This window comes from Paramagnetospirillum kuznetsovii, assembly GCF_003284725.1.
Classification (GTDB): Bacteria; Pseudomonadota; Alphaproteobacteria; order Rhodospirillales; family Magnetospirillaceae; genus Phaeospirillum; species Phaeospirillum kuznetsovii.
On sequence record NZ_PGTO01000025.1, the window covers coordinates 1 to 20319 of the forward strand.

A 20319-nucleotide genomic window follows, 5' to 3' on the forward strand; every position below is an offset into this window, starting at 1 on the left:
GAAGCCAAGGGTTTCGGGGAAACCCGCCCGGCGTTTGAGGGCCTCGGTGATCGGTTCCGATCACCGAGACTTGGTATAAGGGGACAACGGTGATCGGCGGGCAGGAGGTGAGCATGAGCTATTCCCAGGAAATCAGCAGGGAGTGCAAAGGAGTCTTCTTGTTCATGGTCGATCAGTCCCGATCCATGAACAAGCCCTTCGGTCCCGACCGATCGGGACGGATGGTCAGCCGTGCCGAGGTGGTGGCCAATGCCTTGAACGGCACTTTGGAGGAACTGGTCAACCGCTGCATGCGCGATGAAGGTGTGCGCGATTATTTCGACATCGGGATCATCGGCTATGGCCGCACCAATCGCCCGGAATTCTGCTGGCGCGGCGCCTTGGCGGGCCGCCGACTGGTTCCCATCCCGGAAGTGGCGGCCAAGGCCGAGGTCGAGGAAGTGGAGATCGAAACCGAAATGCGCGGGCAGGTGCTTATCGAGCGCATCACCTTATCGCGCTGGATCGACCCGGTGGGAGTGGACAGCACTCCCATGAATGCCGCGTTCGGCTTGGCCCATGCCACCTTGGCGGAATGGGTGCGCGACAATCCGGATTCGTTCCCGCCGGTGGTCATCAACATCACCGACGGCATGGCCAACGACGTCAATTCCGATGCCGAGCTTCTGGCCTCGGCGCGCAAGCTGACCGGGCTGAAGACCGGCGACGGCAATGTCTTGCTTATTAACTGCCACATTGCAGGCGGCGGCGATGTCTCGGTGGTGTTCCCCGCTTCGGTGACGGAACTGCCTCGCGATCCCTATGCCAAGCTGCTGTTCGACATGTCGAGCGAATTGTCCAATCGCCATCGCGCCGTCATCTGCGAAGTGTTCGACCGCGATCCCGGCCGCACCCCCTCCATCAAGGGCATGGCTTTCAACGCCGATGCCGTGGCGCTGCTCAAGCTGCTGGATATCGGCACCCGTCAGGCCATCAACCTGTCCGCGGTCATGGAGCCTTTCACGCAGCCGGGAATCGAGACCGAATTCCTGATCAAGGATTCCTTTGTGCTGGAAGAGCCGTCGGTACGGACCGAATATGGCGATCTCGGCTGATCCGCCCTTGATCCGGCGCGTCGCCCCCATGCTCACTTGGACGGCCCAGGGCCGCTCGATCGTCAAGCCCCGCAACGATAGCTACGCCGATGGCGACGGGCTGCGATGGCGGCAAAACGAGGACCGGCTGCGGCTGGCCAGGATTCCGGACGGCCTGTTGGCTGCCGTCTCCGATGGAGCCGGAGGGGCGGGGCTGTTCTGCGGCCCTTGGGCCGAGACGCTGGTGACCCGGCTGCCCAAGACCCCCATCGCGGGCGTGAAGGCGCTGAACCAGTGGATGGACGGGTTCTGTCTGGGTTTTCGCGCCGAATACGCCGCCTTGTCAAAATCCACCCCCGCCCGGCACAGCAAGTTCATCCGGGAGGGGTCGTTCGCCACGCTGGTGGCCGGTTGGCTTGCCTATCGCCAGGGTCGCGTCCGTCTGCGATGGATGGGGTATGGTGATAGCCAGATGATGGTGTTCGACCGGAGCGGCCGCCAGCCGGTCCTGGCGGCCTGCTATCCCGCCAGTCTGTCGGCGCTGGAGCGTGCGCCCTTCTTGCTCAATTGGAAGGACTTGCCGCGCGATGCCAGCTTCCATGCCGGTGAAATGATGTTGCCGGATCGGGCGACGGTGGTGCTGGCGTCGGACGGGATCGGCCAGTATCTGCTGCTGCGAAGCTTGGCCGGTCTGCCCCGCCCCGCCGCCGCGGCCGGATTGCCGGGAGAATTCCTGCGGCTGGCCGTCGATGGCGAGAGCAAGCTTGCCCTGGCCGCCCGCGTCCATCGCGCCGTGCCGGGGCCCGGGCTCTCCGCCGAGTTGGCGGCGTTGCGCGACAGCCTTAAATCCGACCAGGCCTTCGCCGGTCGCGTTCGTGCCCTGTGCGACAAGGGACTACTGGCCAATGATGACTGCACGCTGATCATGATCGACGTCGATTTTTCCCGGTCGCGGTAATTTCTCATGCCGCTTCCCCTGATCAACGACTACAAGACGGCTGTCGCCAACGCCAATGGGCGGTTCGCGACCTTGGACGTCCGGCCGCATCTGGATGCCCGCCGCAGCCCGGTCTTCCTGGCGGGAAACTTCGCCGGGGTGTTCAAGATGGTGACCAGGGAAGGGGAGAATCTGGCGGTCAAGTGCTTCACGCGCGAGGTTTCCGACCTGCCGCGACGCTATGCCGCCGTGGCCAAGTTCTGCATGACCGCCCAGTGCCCCTATGTCGTGCCGCTGCAGTTTCTTCCGGCGGAGGTCTTCGTGACCTCGAGCGTCGCCCCCCATGCCGATTACGCGGTGGTGACCATGCCTTGGGTCGAGGGGCGAGGCCTGGGGACCATCGTCCAGATTCTGTGCCTGCGGGAAAACGCTACCGCCCTGGCCGGATTGACCCGGGCGTGGAGCCGCCTGTGCCTGGACCTGCTTCGACGGGGCGTCGCCCATGGCGATCTGAAGCACGACAACGTCCTTGTCGGTCAGGATGGCGCCCTGAAGCTGATCGACTATGATTCCATGTATCTGCCGGAGTTGAGGGGACTGCCCTCGACCATGTTGGGAGGAGTCAACTTCCAGCACCCCCGGCGTGAGGTCCGGCATTTCGACGCGACCATCGACCATTTTTCCATGCTGGTGATTTTGCTATCTCTGCGGGCCTTGACCTTCCAGCCTGATTTGCTGAAGCGCCATCACAACGGCGAAAATCTCGTCCTGACCAAAAGCGATTTCACGCGGCCGGATAGCTCGGATCTGTTGCGGCAATGGGCGGCCAGCCCGGATTTCCATGTCCGCGACTGGGCAGGCCATCTGACCAAGGCGGCCAAGGCCCCCGGCATCGGGATTTCCAACCTAGAGGCCATCTTGAAGTCGGCGGCAAAGATCGACGCCGCTCCGGCAAAGCCCCCGGCCAAGGGGCTCTTCTCGTTTTTTTCATAGAGCGCGAGGTTTGGGAGCGCAAGGTTTGGGAGCGCAAGGTTTGGCCGTCGGAGAGCGACCAGCCTGGTCCCATGCCAGGCTGGTCGTCCGCGAACTGTCAGAACTTCACCGCGCTTCGCACGCCGAAAATAAATGCGTCTTGCTGAAGTTCCTGACGTGACGTTCCAGGCGTCGTACCATACCAGATACCACCGCCGGGATTGACGACGTACTGCAAGTCGGGCTGGATCGTCATCCAAGGCGTGACTTGGGCCATATAGGTCAGTTCAATGACGGTTTCGCTGCTCCGGATCGGTCGGCCAGGTTGACTGTTCATGATACGGGTATCCCGATCCAGGCTCGCGAGGCTTTCGCTGAGGCGGGCATAGCCGACACCCAATGCCAGGGTATCTTCCTCACGCCCCTCGAACAGGCCCGTATAGCTGATGCCACCATCCACATAATAGGGAACCTGATTCCGGTCAGACGGCGCGGCGCCGCCTCGCAAGAACACGCCGATGCCTTCCGTCGACCAGCGCTGTCCCTGGATCAGCATCTGGTCGATGACGAAGTAGACGCCGCCATTGCCGCGAACCGGGGATCCGATCCCCGTGGAATTGCCATCCGCCAGGGATTGGCCGAGGTTATCGATATGTTGGTCGTTGAACCGTGCACTATGATACCAAGCACCCAGTTTATAGCTTCCGGGCAGGCCCTTGGAGTTCTTCTCCTGATTCACCGCATAGGCGGCTTCCGTCATATAGAGGGTTCCACGATCAAAGCTGAACGTGGTGCCGTTATTGTTTCGCCGCTGCGGATCCTGAGGGGTGAATTTCCCGGCGGGATCGCCCGAGAACGCCGCCGCCATCACCGAAATCTCATCGGTGAGAGTCACCTTGGCGCGCGCGCCCGGCGTCGGAATGGGGAATGCCGGGCCGCCGCTGGGCAGGTTGCCTGAAATCATGAACGGCCAACCGAAGGTGCTGTTGACGAAGACGGCGGACAGCTTGCTGACGGCGAACTCGTCATCGGCGGCGAGTTGGCCGAGGCGCAGGCTGACGGTGTCGTCGAACAACATCTGCTGTGCCCAAAGGGTGTAAAGGCGCGACTGCGGGATACCCTCGATACCGCTGGCCGTCATCAGGCTGCCGAGATTCTTGCCCATGCGGCCGCCGTAAATCAGCATGGCGCTGGCATGGACGGTCAACCCGTTCAGCCCGACCAACTTTTCAAGGTCCAGGTCGAGATCGAGTTCGGTGCGGCCCTGCGCCTTGCCGCCATGGCTGACGCCACCATAAGCATTGTTGAGGTATTCGTTGGTGGAGGTTCCCCCAAGTTGAATGCCCATCTTGCACAGATCAAAGCGCTTTCCGCCGAATGATCCCAACGCGGTGTCGCGTTCCCAGAAACCGGGAGGCGCCAATTCGCAATCATCACCGGCAAGAGCAGGTTGGGCGCATGTCATCAGCGCGGTCGCGGCGACCGTGCACAATCCGATCGTCACGCGCTTCTCAATGCCCACGAAGTCAGTAAGCTTTCTCATAATGTCCCCTTGGTCGGTGCCGATATGGCGGTGGTCCCCACGCCATTTCGGCGGATCTTTTACAAACCGGCAAGCTCTCTACTTTCCGGCACGGCCTTCGAACTTGAAATCCCATTCCTGGGTAATGGGATCCCACCACTGGGAGACCCCAGTCTCCTTGTCGGTGTGGCGGAAGAAATTATTGTGGACCGGCGCCTTGAGGGTGATGGCGACATGGTAGGTGCCCGGCCCCGCCAGATTGATATTGCGGCCGTAATGGGGACCGGTGACCGAGGTCATGGGCGGCAGTGGGCCGGTGGCCTTGAAGTCGCTGCCCGACTTGGTTACCACATAGGACACCGTCACATAGGGCAGCCACTCGCCTTTGCCAAAGCCGTTGGGATTGTTCTTTAGGGCGTGAATGTCGGCCTGGAGATAGATATCGGCGTTGTCGGGGCCGTAAACATCGTTTTTCGGCTCCACCACGATACCCTGATTATAGAGGGCGGAGATCTTCATGCCGCCCATTTCGACGCCACCAATGGCGTGTTCGGCGGCAATGGCGACGCCGGAAAGCATGACGGTCGCGGCAGCGACGCAAGCTGTTTTTACGAGAGTAAGACGCATTATTACCTCTGGGGTGATATGTTCACGAAACCAAGGCACGGCAAGCATCGTCATGCCGGCCAGACGGTCAGCATCCGGAGAAGCGATCAGTAACCGCCCTTCTTGCCGGTGCTGCCCACATAATCGAAGTCCCATTCCTGGGTGATGGGCGCCCACCATTCGGCGACACCTGTTTCCTTGCTGACATGGTGGCCCATGCCATTGGCCGAGGGTGGCTGGAGAGTGAACACCACATGATAGGTTCCTGGCCCGGCCATCTTGATGTTGCGACCATAATGGGGGCCGTCATTGGCCACCATGGCGACCAGCGGACCGGAATCCTTGAAATCACTCCCCTTCTTGGTCAGCACATAGGAGGCGTTCATGTAGGGAATCCATTCTCCCTTGCCCAGGCCGTTGGGGTTTCCCTTCAGCGCGTGCACATCAGCTTCAAGGTGAATGTCGGCGGTATGGGGGCCGCAGATATCATTCTCGGGGTCCATCAGGACCGCCTGGAGATAGACACCGGCAATCTTCATTCCGGCCTTCTCGACCGGCTCGCCGATGCGAATCTCTCCGGCGCTGGCGGCGCCGGACAGCAGGATCATCGTCATCGCCGCCGCGGTCACGGCGCTTGACTTGGAAAAAGGCATATTTACCTCCGTTGGGGATGTGATTTTCTAACGACAGTATGAGTTCATCTATTTCATGAGGCCGAAAATCGCGGGCCACCATCCCAGGCCCACGGCGAGGGTGCCGATCAGACCGGGCATCAACGGCAGCCATCGACGCGAGGGAACAACACCCTGGCGGGCGAGGATGCGCTCCCCTAGGCGGATGCTCCACAGCAGGCCAATCAGGAAAAGCAGACCCTTCGCCCCATGAACGCCGTCTATCCCCAACGGGGTATAGGCGATGGGTTCGAACAATTTGCCGCCAAGACCAATGATCAGGGAGACCATGGCCACCGGGGCGTATTGATAGCCCAATTCGGTAAAGCGGCTGCCGAAGGTGCCGTCGCCCCCCGCTCGTCCAGCCAATGCCGACGAGCAAGACGTGAAGGCAGCCAGAACGGCGGCCAGTAGCACCATGCAACCGAGCATGAAGCCGGTGATCATCACGAAGTCCAGCCAAAGGAATATTTCGTTCCGTTCGGGATGCACGCTCATCAGCCAAGCGGGGCCGGGCTGTCCCATCCAGGCCATGCCGTTATGGATGCTCCAGACCCCGAAGCTTTGCCGCATCTTCTGGAAGATCGGCAGAACCAACCACAGGAAGCCTCCCAGGGCGATGCCGGTCCCAAGGAACAAGAACCACACCTCCACCGGATTGGCGTGATGGTCACGAATTCGCTCGATCTCGACCCCGGGCTTGCGGAATTCCAGATGAACCCCCCCCTTGGCCGATGGATTGACGCAGCGGAAGCATTCGATGCAGTGACGCGATTCAGTCTTGCGAGAGATATCGATCAGGGTGGGGCAGACACCTCGGTCGGTATATCCCTCGGTCGTGGACTTTCGGGTCCAGGGGGCGAACTCCACCGCTCCCAGACGCGAGAACACGCCCAGCAGCAGGCCGATCGGGCAGGCGTGCCTGCACCAGGCGCGCTTCTTGGAACCGAACAGCCAGCCGATGATGATGGCGGCCAGCATGGTGCCGCCAAATACTTCGGCTGCTGCCTCCGGATGGTCGCGCACTCCCACGGTCTGACCGAGAACGGTGACAAACAGGAAGCTCGCCACCGGCGTTCCCTCCCAGCTCAACCAACTGGGAATTTTGAACTTTGGCCCATAGGCGTTGGCCTTCTCGGCCGCCGCCCCCATCGGGCAAAGCAAACCGCACCATGACCGTCCGGTGAAGATCACCGACATGAACACGAGCGGAAACCACAATCCCCACAGCAGGTAATTGGCAAATGTGGTGTAGTGAGTCAGCGGCGTAGCATTGCCCGGAGGATCCGGCAGAAAGACCGGCACGAGAATGATGCCAAGGAAAACCAAGAACATGACCGCGTGGACCCACGACAGCCAAGTCCGATGGCGAACGAAGAAGCCTTCGACAGCCGCCGCGACCTTCCGTGCCGTGGCTGGGCGTACCGATGCCTTGGTCCGAACTTCGTCGAATGTCATCTTGTTCATGCCGCACTCATAGCCCGCTTCTTGAGTTGCAGAATAAGGAGGCCGACCAGCAGGGGCACGATCAGAACGCCCTGGGCGGCGGCTCCCTCAAGGGTGGGAAACAGGCCCAGCCAATCAACGCTCGGCCAGCCCTCAAGCGGGGTGATGGGCAGCACCTTGGCGTTTTGCAGCTCGACGACGCCCTTGCCGGCAAATGCCAACGCCAGATAGTAGAGCAGTCCGGCCGTCACGCCGAAGAAGACGCCCAGGGGCAGGCGGATGGACATCACGTTCATGGCCACGTAGAGAGCGGCCAGAGCCACGCAGGCGGCGCCGAGGCCAGCCAAAAGCGCCGGTAACTGGCCCGGCTCTCCGGCAGCCAAGGCGATGTAAAACAGCACCGTCTCGGCGCCCTCGCGATAAACCGCCAGGAAGGCGGCGAAGCCCAGAGCGAACAGACGGCCGCCCGACAAGGCGGAGCTGATCTGCTCCTTGACATAGCTCTGCCAGCGAGCCGCCTCGCGCTTGGCGAACAGCCAGTACGAGCAATAGAAAAGGATCACCGAGGCCAGCAACATGGTGCAGCCTTCGAATAGTTCCTTGCCCTGACCACTGACATTGAGGAGGGTGGAAACCGCCCACGCGGTGGCGAGACTGGCCAACACCGCCCAGCCCACCCCGTGATAGACGACCTTGACCTTATCCGGAGCGGAACGCTTGAGATAGGCCACCAGGGAGGTAATCACCAACATGGCCTCAAAACCCTCGCGCACCAGGATCAGGAAGGACTGGAGGAACATGCTCCAGAACCCGCCGCCCTTGGGGGCCATCCTCGACGGAACCACCGCCAGATTGGCACGCAACGAGGCCCAGCCCGCCTTCACGCCCTCGGGGGAATCTCCCTGGCGGATCTTCCCGATGAGCTGGCCGAACTGCCCTTCCAAACCGATTTTCCACGAGGCGTCGACCATGCCGATCGCCCCTTCCAGGCCACTGGCCTCGAAGGAATCAAAATAGAGATCGGACATGGCATCGGCGGTCGCCGCCTTGCGTTCCGGTGTATAGGCGGCGATCGCGCTATCGCCGCCGTCCAGGATCAGGGCGACGGTGGCGGGGACATCCACCGTCTTCGCCGAGGCGGGAAGCGCGGTAAGGACGAGCATGGCGACGGCCAGGATTGCGTGGCGAATCATTTCGGTCCCTCATTTCCATCGGGATTGACTTTGGCGGTATCGAGCGCCTTGCCGTCCTGGCGCAATTGCTTGCGCAGCGCCTCGGCCAGCGCGGCCACGTCCCCGGTGCCGGGCTTGCTTACGGCCTTGCGAAAATTGTTGAACATCTCCTCCACATCGGCGGTATGGGAGATGCCGAAGTTGGAGCGCTCCGCGATCTCCATCTTCTTTTCTTCGAAAGTCCCAAAGTAAGCCGCGTGGAACGCTGCCTTGGCATCCTCGATCTTGCCGGCCTTGGCAAAGGTCTCGACCTTTGTGACCTCCAGGCAAACCTCTTCGGCGATTCCGGCCCAATAGCCGCCGGCCGCCCATGCGGAGGCTGATACGAAGAGCAGTGCGCAGCACATTCTGCTCAACCAAGTCCGGTTCATTGGCAAACTCCTAGCCGCAAATGCGAATCACACACATTTCCTGCGGGTTTATGCGCACCGCGATGCGATTGCAAGTCTTTTGCGCTCGCATCTTCGGTCGTAAATATCCAGTATGGGGTGCGTCAAATTTGTTGCGGTGAGGCGAACTGATTGATTCAACGAAGTAATCTGGAGGCGCCGTCATGAGTGATGTGACTTTGCCGTCTGGTGCCAAGTCCCGATGAGAAAGACTCGTAGGGACTTGGTCGGCCGCGCCAATCAATCGGTGGACGTCTTGGGTTTCAGAAAAACCCGCCCAGTGACGTTGATGAAGGAAGGGAGCGACCGCTCGGCATGTCGTCCATACCCCCAGTGTATCTGTGCGGTGTACAAGCTGGAAGGTTGGGGAAACGGCAGAACCCTAGGTTCTGCGCCAAAAGCAAGAAGGCCCGGACCAAGCGGTCCGAGCCTTCCTCTTTTTGGTGGAGCCGAGCGGGATCGAACCGCTGACCTCCTCATTGCGAACGAGGCGCTCTCCCAACTGAGCTACGGCCCCAAAAAGGGAAGCGCGATAATGTTCAAACAGGATGGCCCTGTCAAGAGCCGCTACCAGCGGAGCTGGCCGCCGATGGGCTTGGATTTCTGGGCGCCCAGGCGGGTCATCAGAACCCAGTCGTTGAACTGCATGTAGCGGGGGGCCAGGAACTGGTAAATGTCGCGGATCCGGTTGGTGTTTTCATCGGACCGGACCACGAAGATGGTTTTCCAGATCTGGATGAAATCCTCCCACGGCAGCAGTCTTGCGTGCAGAGCGTCGCGGACCTGCCGGATATAGTCGATCTGGTTTTCGATATTCTTCAGCATGGCCAGGATTTCGCCGGTTTGGGCATCCACCTGATCGAAATAGTCCTGAAGCACCTTCAAGGCCCGTTGTGACAGGCGTGCCACCTGATCGGCGGTGTCGATCATGGAGCGGTCGGCGCCATAGATGCGGCGCAGCCCCTGCAGCTTCTCGTCGATCTTCTGGACCTCGCCGAATGTGTCGCGCAGCGCCTCGATATAGGCCAGTTCCTTGGCCAGCTTCTCGATGTATTTGACGACTTCGTCGCGGTTTTCGCGCCCCAGCCCCAACTCCTCGGCCGCCTCGGTGAAGGCAAGCTGCACGTTCTTCTTCACCTGCGGGTCTTCCGCCACCTGGGCCAGTTCGGCGACGCTGCTGATGACGTGCTCGTTGCCAGTCAACCAGGTGACCAACTGCATGGTCAGGCGCTGATAGGCGATGCGGAAGTGGCGATCCTGCGGTTCCCACGAGGCCTCGCGGGTGGTGACTTCCTTGGGCAGCGGATCGCCGGGCCTGAGCCCGCGCACGAATTGCAGGGCTTCCGCCACCTTGTCCAGCATGCGGAAATCGTGGCTGTCTTCCTTCAGATTGAATTCGCGTTTGATGCCTTCCAGGGAAAGCACCGCCTCGTTGGTGGCCAGCTTAAGCACCGCCACCGGCTCCGAGGAATCGGTCATCCGGAAGTACAAGTCCTCGAAGGAGGAGAAGAACTTGTGTTCGAAACTGATATCGGGCCCCAGCTCTGTCGGAGGCCCCTTATCCTTGTCCTTATCTTTTTCGTCCGCTTTCGCAGCCATTGTCAGTATCCGCCAAACCCCAGACGGCAAGCCCCAAGCGTGCCGGTTCCCACGCTCAGTATGCCCAGCCTTACGGCGTGGGGCAAGCCGCCGAGATTACAGGTCTGCCTCGACATACTGATGGCCGGGCTGGCCATATATATAGCCATTGGCGAATTCGGCGCCGGGGCACAGATCGGCCAGCCGGTCCGTGGCCTCGTCTGCGTCCAACTTTCCGTCGAGAACGGCGCGGAACAGCCCCGCCACCGCGTCCATCGCCACATGATGCGGCCACAGGCGGAAGCGATCGACCCCGCGCGAGGCAAGGTCGGCGAGTTCGCCCAGCAGGCTCATATGGTGGTACGACATGGTCTGGGTGCCGTTGACGGCGAGGAAGGGAACCTCGTCCAAGGTCTCCACCGCCATGCCGTCGCGGTCGTCGGCGCAGACATACTGGCAGCCGTCCTTGGTCAGGTTGCGCGCGCGCGCGGCGTAGCAGCGGGCCGAGATGGCCAGCGGCAGTCGCCCGAAGGCCTGCACCTCGATCTCGCCCTTGGCCTTGGCGGCAAGGCTGGCGACGGCGTCTGCCGCCAGTTCGGCGGGCAGGCAGGTGCGAATGGCGCCCATGGCTTCCAGGCTGGCCAGGGTGCCTTCGTTGTAGATGTTGAGCAGCGGCCCGGCCACGAAGGGGCGGCCCTGCATCAGGGCGGCCACCGAGATGTCGTTGGCCTCGACCAGAACACCGTCGGCGGCGGCCAGATCGCGGGCCTGGGCCAATTCGCGATCGCTCATGATCAGCGCCAGCGAGGACAGCACCACCTCCTTGCCCGCCTGGGTCAGGCGCTCGATCACCTCGGGGATGATGGGCTCGACGAAGGGCGTGCGCTTGGAACACACCACCTCGCCCAGATGGATGGTGTCCAGATCCGGGCAATCGGCCATGCGGAAATAGAAATCCCGCAGCGCCTCGGGCTTCCAGTTGAACAGGACGGGGCCGAGGGTAAGAGATGTCATGTTGTTTGTCCCTCAAGCGCCGGGCGCATCCCTCCGGGATGCTTGGCTTTCGCTCGCACGCGCTCGCGGGCGCTCAACGCGCCAGTCGCTACGCTCCGTCGCTCGGCTAATGCCTCGCTCATCTCCACGCCTTCTCATAGGCGCCGGTGGTCTGCTTGCCGCCCTCGGTGATGCGGTCGAGATCGATGTCGGGCAGGGGACGGCCCGCCATCACGGCGTCCACTCCGGCACGGAACGCCTGGACCACGGCGGCCACATAGGCGCGTCCGCGCTGGCGGCCCTCGATCTTGAAGGCGGTGACGCCCGCCTTGATCAGATCGGGCAGGATGTTCAGCGTGTTGAGCGAGGTGGGTTCCTCGAACAGATAGCTGGCCTTATCGCGGGCGATGAAGCGGCCCTTGCACAAGGTGGGATAGCCCGCCGGTTCGTTGGGGGCGAATTTGTTGATGGTGAAGCCGGACAGTTCCGAGGTCACGCCCGCATGGGTCTCGGTGTAACGCACTTCTCCGGCGGGCGAGCAGACGCCGTTCATATTGGGCGACTGGCCGGTGACGTAGGAAGACAGGGCGCAGCGGCCCTCGGCCATGACGCACAGCCCTCCGAACACGAAGACCTCGGTCTCGACCGGGGCGATGCGGGCGTTGATGGTGGCGATCTCCTGGACCGTCAGCACGCGGGGCAGCACCACCCGCTTGACCCCGAAGCGTTCGGCATAGAAGGCGATGGCGGCGGGATTGGAGGCGGCGGCCTGGACCGAAAGGTGCAACCGCAGTTCGGGATGGACGCGGGCCGCATGCTCGATCAGCCCGATATCGGCCAGGATCACCGCGTCGGCTTTCAGCCGGGCGGCATCGGCTACCGCCTGATGCCACAGCTCCGGCGTGCCAGCGCGGGGGAAGGTGTTGATGGCGACCAGCACCTTGGCCCCCTTGTCGTGGGCATAGGCGATGCCTTCGCCCAATTCCTTGCGATTGAAGTTGAGGCCGGGGAAGTTGCGCGCGTTGGTCTCGTCGCGAAAGCCCACATAGACGCAATCGGCCCCGGCATCCACCGCGCTTTTCAGCGCCGCCGGGGTACCGGCGGGGCAAACGAGCTCGGGCCGGGTGGGGGGAAGGGTGCTGCCCATCAGGCGACGCCGCCACGACGGGCGGCCTTGCGCAATTGCTTCAATTCGCCTTCCAGGGCGGCGATGCGGGCGGATTGGGCGTCCACGTCCTTGACCGCGGGCGCGATCAGGGCGGCGCGCAGGGTCTCGAAATCCGCCTGCATGCGGTCGGCCAGTCCGATGGCGGCGCCCGCCAGACCGCGAAAGGCTTTGCCGAACGGCCCCAACTGAGCGGACATGTCCTCGACCAAGTCGATTCCCGCGCCATCGATGGCATTGCGCAGCGCCACCACCACCTCGGTATCGCCCTCGATGATCAGGCGGCGGGAAAAGAACAAGGCGTCGCCGTCCACCTTGCCTTCGGCCAGGGCGATCAGGGTGGCCAGCGGGCCGTGGATGGTGGCGGCCACTTCCTCGGGGTCGATCTCGCGCCGGACGATCAGGGCGGGGGCCTCGGGATTGGGATCCAGCAGGATGACGAAGGGCAGGTCGGTGGGGTCGATGCAGACGGGCCGGTCGGCGTAATCGGCCATGCGTTCCAGGATATCCGGGTGGCGTCGGCGGATCATGCGCAGCATGGCGTCGAAGATCGGCTGCAACACTTGCGGCCGCATGGGCTTGAGCGCCAAGCCCAGCAACAGCACCGGAGAGAACGGCGGAGTCGCCGGTTTGGCGGCGGAGCGGACTTGCCCTGGTCTCATGGATGCGGCCTCTCACAGTGACTGCGCAGTGTGTTCATGGGTCATAGCCCTCCTCCTTGATCGCCGTCAAGCAATAGGGGCCCGTCGTCAAGCAATAGGGCTTTCGCCTCTTGGCAGCGGGCGACGGTATGGCTACCTTCAAAGGGGTGGCGCGCAACCGGGAGGGATTCGGACCATGCAGATCGACGTCGACCTGAGCCCGATCACCGCGCTCATCATCGACGATTCCCGCTATGCCCGCTCGTTCATCAAGACCGGTCTGCAATCCTTCGGCATCAGCCGGGTTCTCGAGGCGGGAGACGGGCCGTCCGGGCTTGAGGTCTTGCGGAACAGCGAGGTTCATCTGGTGATCGTCGATCACGACATGTCGCCCATGAACGGCATCGACTTCACCCGCTATGTGCGCGGCGGTGATCTGGTCGCTTGCGTGGACGTCTCCATCCTGATGCTGTCGGGCGATTCTTCCAAGGACGTGGTGTTCCAGGCGCGCAATGCGGGCGTCAACGAATTCCTGATGAAGCCCTTCTCGGCGGATTCGCTTTATCGGCGCGTCCGCAATGCCATGATCCATCCCAAGGCCTTCGTCCAAAGTCCCAGTTTCACCGGCCCGGACCGGCGCAGCCTGTCGCGGTCGCCGCCGGGAGTGGCGGAGCGTCGTATTCGGCCGCCGCTGCCCAAGCCGCCGCCCGTCGTCGCTCCGCCGGGCGGCATGGGGGCCGCCCCGTCTCCGTCGCCGGTCGCCAAGCCCGCGCCGGTGGAACGCACCGGGCGCAAGAAGTTTGCCGCCGGTCAGGTGATCTTCAGCGAAGGTGATCGCGGCGACGTGGCCTATGTGGTGGAAAGCGGCCGGGTTGCCATCGTCACGACGGTGGAGGGGCGCGAGGTTCAACTGGGCCAGATCACGACCAACGGCGTGTTCGGCGAGATGGCGCTGATCGACGACGAGCCGCGCATGGCCTCGGCCAAGGCCTTGGACGAGACCGTCTGCATGATGATTCCCATGGCGGCGCTGAAGGCCCAGATCGGCAAGACTCCCGATCTGGTGATCCTGGTGCTGGAAACGCTGCTCCACGATATCCGCCGCATGGGGCGCGAACTGGGGCAGGTGCGTGCCGCGCTGGAACAGCGGCGCGCCGGGTGACGTCAGGGAATGGCGTAGGTGGCGGTGACGTGGGCGACGAGGTCGTCGGTCCCGGCCGCGACCAGTTCCACCGCGCCCATGGCGAGGCGGCGGCCCAGCTTCAGCAGGCTGGCCTCGGCGACGATGTCGCAGCGTTCCGCCTTGCGCAGGAACGAAATGTTGAGATTGCTGGTCACCGCCATTTCCACCAGGCCGATGGCCGACAGCACGGCGGCGTAAAGCGCCACGTCGGCCAGTGTCATCAGTGCGGGGCCGCAGACCACGTCCACCGGCCGGGTCAGATGGGGGCCGAACGGCATGATCAGGCGGGCAGATCCCTTGCCGATGCTTTCGGCCCGGATGCCCAGCGCCTCCGCCATGGGAAGCTTTTCCGTCAGCAGGGCGTTGAAGGCTTCGGGGGATATGGCGGACATGGGCGCTCCGGGGTAAAAATGGTCGGACCAGTGTCGCGGTCCTCACCGTCCAGATCAAGCGAGGCGTTTTCATGCTCGACCCAGCCCTGCTCATCCGAGCCGATTCCGGCATTACCACCCTGACCCTGAATCGGCCGGCGGCGCGCAATGCCTTGTCGGTCGCCCTGATGACCGAGATGGAGGCGGCCCTGGCCGCCATCGCCGCCGACCGCTCGGTCAAGGTGGTGATTCTCGCCGCCAATGGCCCGGCTTTTTGCGCGGGCCATGACCTGAAGGAAATGCGCGGACTGAAGGGACGCGACGCGGTGGCCGAGGTCTTCGCCCTGTGTTCTCGGGTGATGACCGCCATTGTGCGGCTGCCCCAGCCGGTGATCGCCAAGGTGCACGGCATGGCCACCGCCGCCGGATGCCAGCTGGTGGCCAGCTGCGATCTCGCCTATGGCGCCGCCACGGCCCATTTCGCGACGCCTGGGGTCAATATCGGCCTGTTCTGCTCGACCCCCATGGTGGCGCTGTCGCGGGCGGTGGGGCGCAAGCAGGCCATGGAGATGCTGCTGTCGGGCCGCCCGGTGGACGCCTCCCTGGCCGAGGCCTGGGGCCTGATCAACAAGGCGGTGGAACCCGAGCAATTGGATGCGGTGGTGGCCGAGATGGCTGGACTGATCGCCGCCAAGTCGGCCAATACCGTCACGGTCGGCAAGGAAGCCTTCTATCGTCAGATGGAGATGGGCCTGGATCAGGCCTATGCCTATGCGTCCGAGGTGATGACCACCAACATGCTGGCGCGCGACGCCGCCGAGGGCATCGACGCCTTCCTGGAAAAGCGGCCTCCCCGGTGGGAAGGCTGTTAGCAGGAGAACAGCACCGGCAGCCCCATATGGGCCAGGATGTGGCGGGTGCCCGCACCCGCCTTGCCCCGGAAGGACAGGATCTTGCCCACATGGCCGCCGACCACCAGAAGGTCGGCATTCACGTCATAGGCGCGCGACAGCAAGGTGTCCATGACCCCCAGGCCATCGGTCATCACCCTCTCGCCCACCACGGGCAGACCGTGGATGCGCAAATGGTCGATGATGTCCACCGGCGGCGTGGTGGCATCCCGGGACACCAGATCGCGGCGATAGACCACCAGAAGCTCCTTGGCATCCTTGATCAGCGGCAGCGAATCGTGCAGGGCGCGGGTGGCCTGCTTGCCGGATCGCCAGCCGATCACCACCCGTTCGCCGATGGCCTCGCCCTTGCCGACGGCGGGCGCCACCAGGATGGGGCGGCCGGAATCGAGAATCAGCTGTTCGACCATGGTGGCGGGCACATGGCCGCCATTGGGCGTGGGCTGGGTGACGACGACCATGTCCACATAGTGGCTGCAGAACACGACTTCCGCGATCAGCTCTTCCTGGGCGCCGTGCTCGATCTGCCACCAGCGGGTATCAAGCCCCTGTGTCGCCTCGTCGAAGACGACCTTGGCCTTGGCGGCCTCGGCCAGCAAGGTGTCGCTGGGCCGGTGGGCCATCACGGCGGCGGCATAGACCTCGCGCCGGGCGAACAGGCCCGTCAGGCGGGCGCCGAACCGCTTGGCCTGGGCCACCGCCAGGGTCAGGCCGGCCTTGGTGCTGTCGTCGCCGTCAACATGGACGAGAATGTCTTTGATGCTCATGAATCCACCCTGCCCGGAATTATTTTTATGGAACCGGTAGCGATAGTTCACCGACGAACAAGGCTCCCGTCAAGCGAAATTACGTAATTCGGTATCAGAATACGTAATTAGTCCGCCCAGCCGCAGGCGACAAGGTAATCGCGCATGTGTTCGGGGACCGGCGCGGTGGCGGAGATCGGCGGTTTCGCGGGGTAAAGCGGCAATTCGATATGACGCGAATGCAGCAGCAGGCGATCACCGGCCAGGGTGCCGGTGCCGCGGCCATAGATGGCGTCGCCCACCAGCGGGTGGCCCATGGCGGCGCAATGGGCGCGGATCTGGTGAGTCCGGCCCGTCAGCGGCTTGCATTCCAGCCAGGACAGCCTGCCGTCGCAGCCCAGCAGCCGCCATTGGGTGGTGGAGGCCTGGCCGGAACGGTCCACCTCCATGCGCCAGCCGTGGCTGCGCTCGCGCTTCTTCAGCGGGAAGTCCATCACGCCCTCGGTATCACGGGTGCGGCCGACCACCATCGCCCAGTAGGTCTTGGCGGCAAGGCCCTGGGCGAACAGGGCGCCCAATTGGGCCAAAGCCTTCTTGTGGCGCCCGAGCACGAGGCAGCCGGAGGTCTCCTTGTCCAGGCGGTGGGCCAGTTCGGGATCGCGCCTTTCGCCAAAGCGCAGCGCCGACAGATACATCTGGAGATGCTCGCCGCCGCTAGGCCCGGCATGGACCATCAGCCCGGCGGGCTTGTCCATGATCAGCGCGGCCGCGTCGCGATAGAGCACGCGGGAGACGAGGTCTTCCGGAATCATGGTCACTCCGCCGCCGCCGGAACCGCCACGGGCTGGCGGCGCTCGGAGGCGATGAAGGTATAGATGACCGGAAGCACGAACAGGGTGAACAGGGTGCCGATGGTCATGCCGGCGACGATCACCACCGCGATGGAAAAGCGGGACGCCGCCCCGGCGCCGCTGGCGAACAGCAGGGGCAGCAATCCGGTCACCATGGCCGCCGTGGTCATCAGGATGGGGCGCAGGCGCAGCCCGGCGGCCATCTTCACCGCCTCGGTCCGCGACAGTCCGTGATGGGCCTGCTGCTCGCGCGCCACTTCACAGATCAGGATGCCGTGCTTGGTGATCAGGCCGATCAGGGTCACCAGCCCCACCTGGGTGTAGATGTTCATGCTGGCGACGCCGAGCGCCAGGGGGATCAGGGCGCCGCAGATGGACAGGGGCACCGAGACCATGATCACCAGGGGATCGCGGAAGCTTTCGAACTGGGCGGCCAGCACCAGGAAGATGATCACCAGCGCGAAGACGAAGGTGAGCATCAGGGCGTTGCCTTCCTGCATGTATTGGCGCGACTGGCCCGCGTAATCGACGCTGTAGCCCTGGGGCAGAATCGCGGCGGCGCTGTCGCGAAGCAGGTCGAGGGCTTGGCCTAGGGTCACGCCCGGCATGGGAAAGGCCTGGATGGTCACCGAATTGAGCTGATTGAACTGGTTCAGGGATTCCGGGCGCACCTCGCTGCCCAGGGTCACCAGCGAGGACAAGGGAATGGAAGCGCCATTGGTGGAACGCACATGGAAGCGGCCAAGATTGGCCGGCTCCAGGCGGAATTCGCGGCTCACCTGCGGGATCACCTGATAGGAACGACCTTGCAGATTGATCAGATTGACGTAATTGCCGCCGGTCATGGTGGCGAAGGCATCGCCGATCTGCTGCATGGAGACGCCATAGGCGGCGGCCTTGTCCCGGTCGATATTCACCTTGGTCTGCGGGCTTTGAAACTTCAGATCGCCGTCGATGAAGGCGAACATGCCCGATTGCTGGGCCCGAGTGATGATCTCGGACTCCATCTCCAGCAATTGACGGTAGTCGGCGGTCGATGAAATGACGAACTGGACCGGCAGGCCGTCGACGCCCGGCAGGGGCGGCGGCGGGAAGACCGAGGCCTTGACGCCCGACACCGCGTTCAAGGACATCTGGAATGCCGCCGTCAATTCCTTGGCGGCGCGCTTGCGCTGGTCCCAGCCGGTCAGCACGGCGCCGCCGAAGCCCTGGTTGATGCCGCCCATGCCGTTGATCAGGAAGGTGTCGCGCACTTCCGGGAAGGTGTGCAGCTTGCCTTCGACCTGATGGGCGAAGACGTCCATGAATTCCGTATTGGCCGAGGCCGGGCCGCTATAGGCGGTGAAGACCACGCCCTGGTCCTCTTCCGGCGCCAGTTCGGTGGGCACCGCCAGGAACAGGAAGGGCAGGCTGGCCAGCACGATCAGGGCGAAGCCCAGGGTGGTGGGCCGATCGGCCAGGGAGGCGGCCAGCCAGATTTCATAGCGGGCGCGGACCCGCTCGAAGGTGCGGTCGATCAGGGCGGGCAGGCCGGATTTGTCGTCGTCGTGGCGCAGGATCAGCGAGCACATCATGGGCGACAGCGTCAGGGCGATGATGCCCGACACCACCACCGACCCCGCCAGGGTCAGGGCGAATTCCTTGAACAGCGAGCCGGTCAGGCCGCCCATGAAGGCGATGGGGGCATAGACCGCCGCCAAGGTCACGGTCATGGCGATGACCGGTCCCGCGATTTCGCGGGTTCCCATCAGGGCGGCCCGGACCGGGGGATGGCCCTCTTCGATATGGCGGTGGATGTTCTCCACCACCACGATGGCGTCGTCCACCACCAGCCCGATGGCCAGGACCATGGCCAGCAAGGTCAGCAGGTTGATGGAAAAGCCCAGGGCCAGCAGCAAGGTGGCGACGCCCACCAGGGACAGCGGCACCGTCACCACCGGAATGGCGACGGAGCGCAGCGAGCCCATGAAGAAGAAGATCACCACCATGACGATCAGCGCCGCTTCCAAGATGGTCTTGGCGACCTCGTCGATGGCGGCCTGGATGAACAGGGTGGAATCATAGGCGACCTTGGCGATCAGCCCGGGGGGCAATTGCGCCTGGATGGCGGGCAGCGTGTCTTCCCGGACCTGGCGGATCACCGACAGGGGATTGGCTTCCGGCGTGGTGTAGATACCGACGAAAATGGCGCGGTCGCCGCTGGCGAAGACGCTCATATCGTCATTCTCCGGCCCCAGCTTCACATCCGCCACATCACCAAGCCGCACCAGCTTGGCGCCGGAATGCTTGATCACCAATTGCTGGAACTCGGCGACGGATTTGAGGTCGGTGGACGCCTGGGTATTGACCACGTCGAAGGCGCCCTTGGTCGAGCCCGAGGCCGAGGTGAAATTGTTCGAGGTCAACGCCGTCTTCAGGTCATCGGCACTCAGATCGAACTGGGCCATCTTTTCCGGGTCGATCCAGACGCGCATGGAGAATTTCTGGCCGCCGAACACTTCCGGATTGGCGACGCCCGGTACGGCGGCCAGCTTGGGCTGGATCACCCGCATGACGTAATCGGTGATCTGCTGCTGGCTGAGACGGTCGGAGGAAAAGGCGAGATAGGCCGAGGCGAAGGACTGGCCGGTCTCCTTCTTGATCACCGGATCGTTGATGCCGCGCGGCAGAACCGCCCGAACCTCGTTGGCCTTGCTCAAGACCTCGGTCATGGCGGTTTCGGGGTCTTCGTTCAGGCGTACATAGGCCTTGATGACGGAGATTCCCTGGAGCGACTTGGAGGTCAGGTAGTCGATGCCCTCGGCGGTGGCCACCGCCTTTTGCAGGGGCTGGGTGACGAAGCCCTGGATCAGGTCGGCGTCGGCGCCGGGAAAGGTGGTGGTGATGGTGATGACCGTGTTCGTCATCTCGGGATATTGCCGAACCGGCAGGCTGCTCAAAGCCCGAAAGCCGACGAACAAGATCAGCAGGCTGACCACCGAGGCCAGGACGGGCCGCTTGATGAAGATGTCGAACATGATGCTGATCTCTGC

General features: G+C 63.3%; 19 protein-coding genes and 1 tRNA gene. 5 read left to right on the plus strand and 15 right to left on the minus strand.

The window, feature by feature from the left end:
- The first annotated feature begins 113 nt into the window (after nt 1–113).
- Genes CU669_RS18670 through CU669_RS18680 form a run of 3 tightly spaced genes read left to right on the plus strand, consistent with a single transcriptional unit; the run spans nt 114 to nt 3003 of the window.
- Nucleotides 114–1094, plus strand: coding sequence for a hypothetical protein (locus CU669_RS18670; RefSeq protein ID WP_112147146.1), 981 nt, complete (start codon nt 114–116; stop codon nt 1092–1094).
- Nucleotides 1078–2031, plus strand: a complete 954-nt coding sequence (locus CU669_RS18675; protein ID WP_112147113.1) for a hypothetical protein — start codon at nt 1078–1080, stop codon at nt 2029–2031. Before CU669_RS18670 ends, CU669_RS18675 begins: the two co-directional genes overlap by 17 nt.
- A 6-nt stretch (nt 2032–2037) precedes the next feature.
- A complete protein-coding gene (locus CU669_RS18680) occupies nt 2038–3003 on the plus strand; it encodes a protein kinase domain-containing protein (RefSeq protein ID WP_112147114.1) in 966 nt (321 codons plus the stop codon).
- Nucleotides 3004–3100: 97 nt separating this feature from the next.
- On the opposite strand, the gene CU669_RS18685 is transcribed toward CU669_RS18680, so the two are convergent.
- From CU669_RS18685 to ubiT, 11 genes are all read right to left on the minus strand, one after another.
- Nucleotides 3101–4525, minus strand: coding sequence for a carbohydrate porin (locus CU669_RS18685; protein ID WP_112147115.1), 1425 nt, complete (start codon nt 4523–4525; stop codon nt 3101–3103).
- Between the two features lie 78 nt (nt 4526–4603).
- Nucleotides 4604–5131 (minus strand): iron transporter, encoded by a 528-nt coding sequence (locus tag CU669_RS18690; RefSeq protein WP_112147116.1) that lies wholly within the window; start codon nt 5129–5131, stop codon nt 4604–4606.
- 86 nt (nt 5132–5217) lie between these two features.
- Nucleotides 5218–5763, minus strand: a complete 546-nt coding sequence (locus tag CU669_RS18695) for an iron transporter (protein ID WP_112147117.1) — start codon at nt 5761–5763, stop codon at nt 5218–5220.
- Between the two features lie 48 nt (nt 5764–5811).
- Complete coding sequence (locus CU669_RS18700; protein ID WP_112147118.1) at nt 5812–7248, minus strand: 4Fe-4S binding protein; 1437 nt, start codon at nt 7246–7248, stop codon at nt 5812–5814.
- Complete coding sequence (locus CU669_RS18705; protein ID WP_112147119.1) at nt 7245–8420, minus strand: FTR1 family iron permease; 1176 nt, start codon at nt 8418–8420, stop codon at nt 7245–7247. The genes CU669_RS18700 and CU669_RS18705 overlap by 4 nt, the downstream gene beginning before the upstream one ends.
- The gene (locus CU669_RS18710; RefSeq protein WP_146747791.1) at nt 8417–8830 is read right to left on the minus strand and encodes a hypothetical protein; all 414 of its coding nucleotides are present in this window, start codon (nt 8828–8830) and stop codon (nt 8417–8419) included. Before CU669_RS18710 ends, CU669_RS18705 begins: the two co-directional genes overlap by 4 nt.
- Before the next feature lie 459 nt (nt 8831–9289).
- Nucleotides 9290–9365: transfer RNA gene (locus CU669_RS18715), tRNA-Ala, on the minus strand.
- A gap of 50 nt (nt 9366–9415) precedes the next feature.
- On the minus strand, nt 9416–10447 hold the full coding sequence (locus CU669_RS18720) for a TolC family protein (RefSeq protein ID WP_112147121.1): 1032 nt from the start codon (nt 10445–10447) through the stop codon (nt 9416–9418).
- Between the two features lie 96 nt (nt 10448–10543).
- A complete protein-coding gene (gene ubiV / locus CU669_RS18725; protein WP_112147122.1) occupies nt 10544–11440 on the minus strand; it encodes a ubiquinone anaerobic biosynthesis protein UbiV in 897 nt (298 codons plus the stop codon).
- Nucleotides 11441–11558: 118 nt separating this feature from the next.
- On the minus strand, nt 11559–12566 hold the full coding sequence (gene ubiU, locus CU669_RS18730; RefSeq protein ID WP_112147123.1) for a ubiquinone anaerobic biosynthesis protein UbiU: 1008 nt from the start codon (nt 12564–12566) through the stop codon (nt 11559–11561).
- Entirely contained in the window at nt 12566–13246 is a 681-nt protein-coding gene (gene ubiT / locus CU669_RS18735) for a ubiquinone anaerobic biosynthesis accessory factor UbiT (RefSeq protein ID WP_112147124.1), read from the minus strand. Before ubiT ends, ubiU begins: the two co-directional genes overlap by 1 nt.
- Nucleotides 13247–13421: 175 nt before the next feature.
- On the opposite strand from ubiT, the gene CU669_RS18740 reads away from it, so the two are divergent.
- Nucleotides 13422–14387, plus strand: coding sequence for a cyclic nucleotide-binding domain-containing protein (locus tag CU669_RS18740; protein WP_112147125.1), 966 nt, complete (start codon nt 13422–13424; stop codon nt 14385–14387).
- A gap of 2 nt (nt 14388–14389) precedes the next feature.
- Here CU669_RS18740 and CU669_RS18745 read toward each other — a convergent pair whose 3' ends face one another.
- The gene (locus tag CU669_RS18745; RefSeq protein WP_112147126.1) at nt 14390–14800 is read right to left on the minus strand and encodes a PaaI family thioesterase; all 411 of its coding nucleotides are present in this window, start codon (nt 14798–14800) and stop codon (nt 14390–14392) included.
- A 71-nt stretch (nt 14801–14871) separates the two neighbouring features.
- Between CU669_RS18745 and CU669_RS18750 the strand changes: the two genes are divergently transcribed.
- Nucleotides 14872–15651, plus strand: coding sequence for an enoyl-CoA hydratase (locus tag CU669_RS18750; RefSeq protein WP_112147127.1), 780 nt, complete (start codon nt 14872–14874; stop codon nt 15649–15651).
- Here CU669_RS18750 and CU669_RS18755 read toward each other — a convergent pair.
- The 3 genes from CU669_RS18755 to CU669_RS18765 all read right to left on the minus strand — a co-directional run bounded on the left by CU669_RS18755 (nt 15648) and on the right by CU669_RS18765 (nt 20304).
- Nucleotides 15648–16457: a universal stress protein gene (locus tag CU669_RS18755; protein ID WP_112147128.1), complete on the minus strand. Its 810-nt coding sequence runs from the start codon at nt 16455–16457 to the stop codon at nt 15648–15650. The two genes, CU669_RS18750 and CU669_RS18755, sit on opposite strands and share 4 nt — an antisense overlap.
- Nucleotides 16458–16564: 107 nt before the next feature.
- Nucleotides 16565–17248, minus strand: coding sequence for an RluA family pseudouridine synthase (locus CU669_RS18760; protein WP_112147129.1), 684 nt, complete (start codon nt 17246–17248; stop codon nt 16565–16567).
- A gap of 2 nt (nt 17249–17250) precedes the next feature.
- The gene (locus CU669_RS18765; RefSeq protein WP_112147130.1) at nt 17251–20304 is read right to left on the minus strand and encodes an efflux RND transporter permease subunit; all 3054 of its coding nucleotides are present in this window, start codon (nt 20302–20304) and stop codon (nt 17251–17253) included.
- Nucleotides 20305–20319 lie beyond the last annotated feature (15 nt).

What these genes read in the sequence shown, in the direction of transcription:
- CU669_RS18690 (WP_112147116.1), bottom strand. Translation starts at nt 5,131, where the DNA reads ATGCGTCTTACTCTCGTAAAAACAGCTTGCGTCGCTGCCGCGACCGTC.
- ubiT (WP_112147124.1), bottom strand. Translation starts at nt 13,246, where the DNA reads ATGAGACCAGGGCAAGTCCGCTCCGCCGCCAAACCGGCGACTCCGCCG.
- CU669_RS18710 (WP_146747791.1), bottom strand. Translation starts at nt 8,830, where the DNA reads ATGAACCGGACTTGGTTGAGCAGAATGTGCTGCGCACTGCTCTTCGTA.
- CU669_RS18720 (WP_112147121.1), bottom strand. Translation starts at nt 10,447, where the DNA reads ATGGCTGCGAAAGCGGACGAAAAAGATAAGGACAAGGATAAGGGGCCT.
- CU669_RS18755 (WP_112147128.1), bottom strand. Translation starts at nt 16,457, where the DNA reads ATGAGCATCAAAGACATTCTCGTCCATGTTGACGGCGACGACAGCACC.
- CU669_RS18760 (WP_112147129.1), bottom strand. Translation starts at nt 17,248, where the DNA reads ATGATTCCGGAAGACCTCGTCTCCCGCGTGCTCTATCGCGACGCGGCC.
- CU669_RS18745 (WP_112147126.1), bottom strand. Translation starts at nt 14,800, where the DNA reads ATGTCCGCCATATCCCCCGAAGCCTTCAACGCCCTGCTGACGGAAAAG.
- CU669_RS18695 (WP_112147117.1), bottom strand. Translation starts at nt 5,763, where the DNA reads ATGCCTTTTTCCAAGTCAAGCGCCGTGACCGCGGCGGCGATGACGATG.
- CU669_RS18670 (WP_112147146.1), top strand. Translation starts at nt 114, where the DNA reads ATGAGCTATTCCCAGGAAATCAGCAGGGAGTGCAAAGGAGTCTTCTTG.
- CU669_RS18765 (WP_112147130.1), bottom strand. Translation starts at nt 20,304, where the DNA reads ATGTTCGACATCTTCATCAAGCGGCCCGTCCTGGCCTCGGTGGTCAGC.
- CU669_RS18700 (WP_112147118.1), bottom strand. Translation starts at nt 7,248, where the DNA reads ATGAACAAGATGACATTCGACGAAGTTCGGACCAAGGCATCGGTACGC.
- CU669_RS18680 (WP_112147114.1), top strand. Translation starts at nt 2,038, where the DNA reads ATGCCGCTTCCCCTGATCAACGACTACAAGACGGCTGTCGCCAACGCC.
- ubiV (WP_112147122.1), bottom strand. Translation starts at nt 11,440, where the DNA reads ATGACATCTCTTACCCTCGGCCCCGTCCTGTTCAACTGGAAGCCCGAG.
- CU669_RS18675 (WP_112147113.1), top strand. Translation starts at nt 1,078, where the DNA reads ATGGCGATCTCGGCTGATCCGCCCTTGATCCGGCGCGTCGCCCCCATG.
- CU669_RS18705 (WP_112147119.1), bottom strand. Translation starts at nt 8,420, where the DNA reads ATGATTCGCCACGCAATCCTGGCCGTCGCCATGCTCGTCCTTACCGCG.
- CU669_RS18740 (WP_112147125.1), top strand. Translation starts at nt 13,422, where the DNA reads ATGCAGATCGACGTCGACCTGAGCCCGATCACCGCGCTCATCATCGAC.
- ubiU (WP_112147123.1), bottom strand. Translation starts at nt 12,566, where the DNA reads ATGGGCAGCACCCTTCCCCCCACCCGGCCCGAGCTCGTTTGCCCCGCC.
- CU669_RS18750 (WP_112147127.1), top strand. Translation starts at nt 14,872, where the DNA reads ATGCTCGACCCAGCCCTGCTCATCCGAGCCGATTCCGGCATTACCACC.
- CU669_RS18685 (WP_112147115.1), bottom strand. Translation starts at nt 4,525, where the DNA reads ATGAGAAAGCTTACTGACTTCGTGGGCATTGAGAAGCGCGTGACGATC.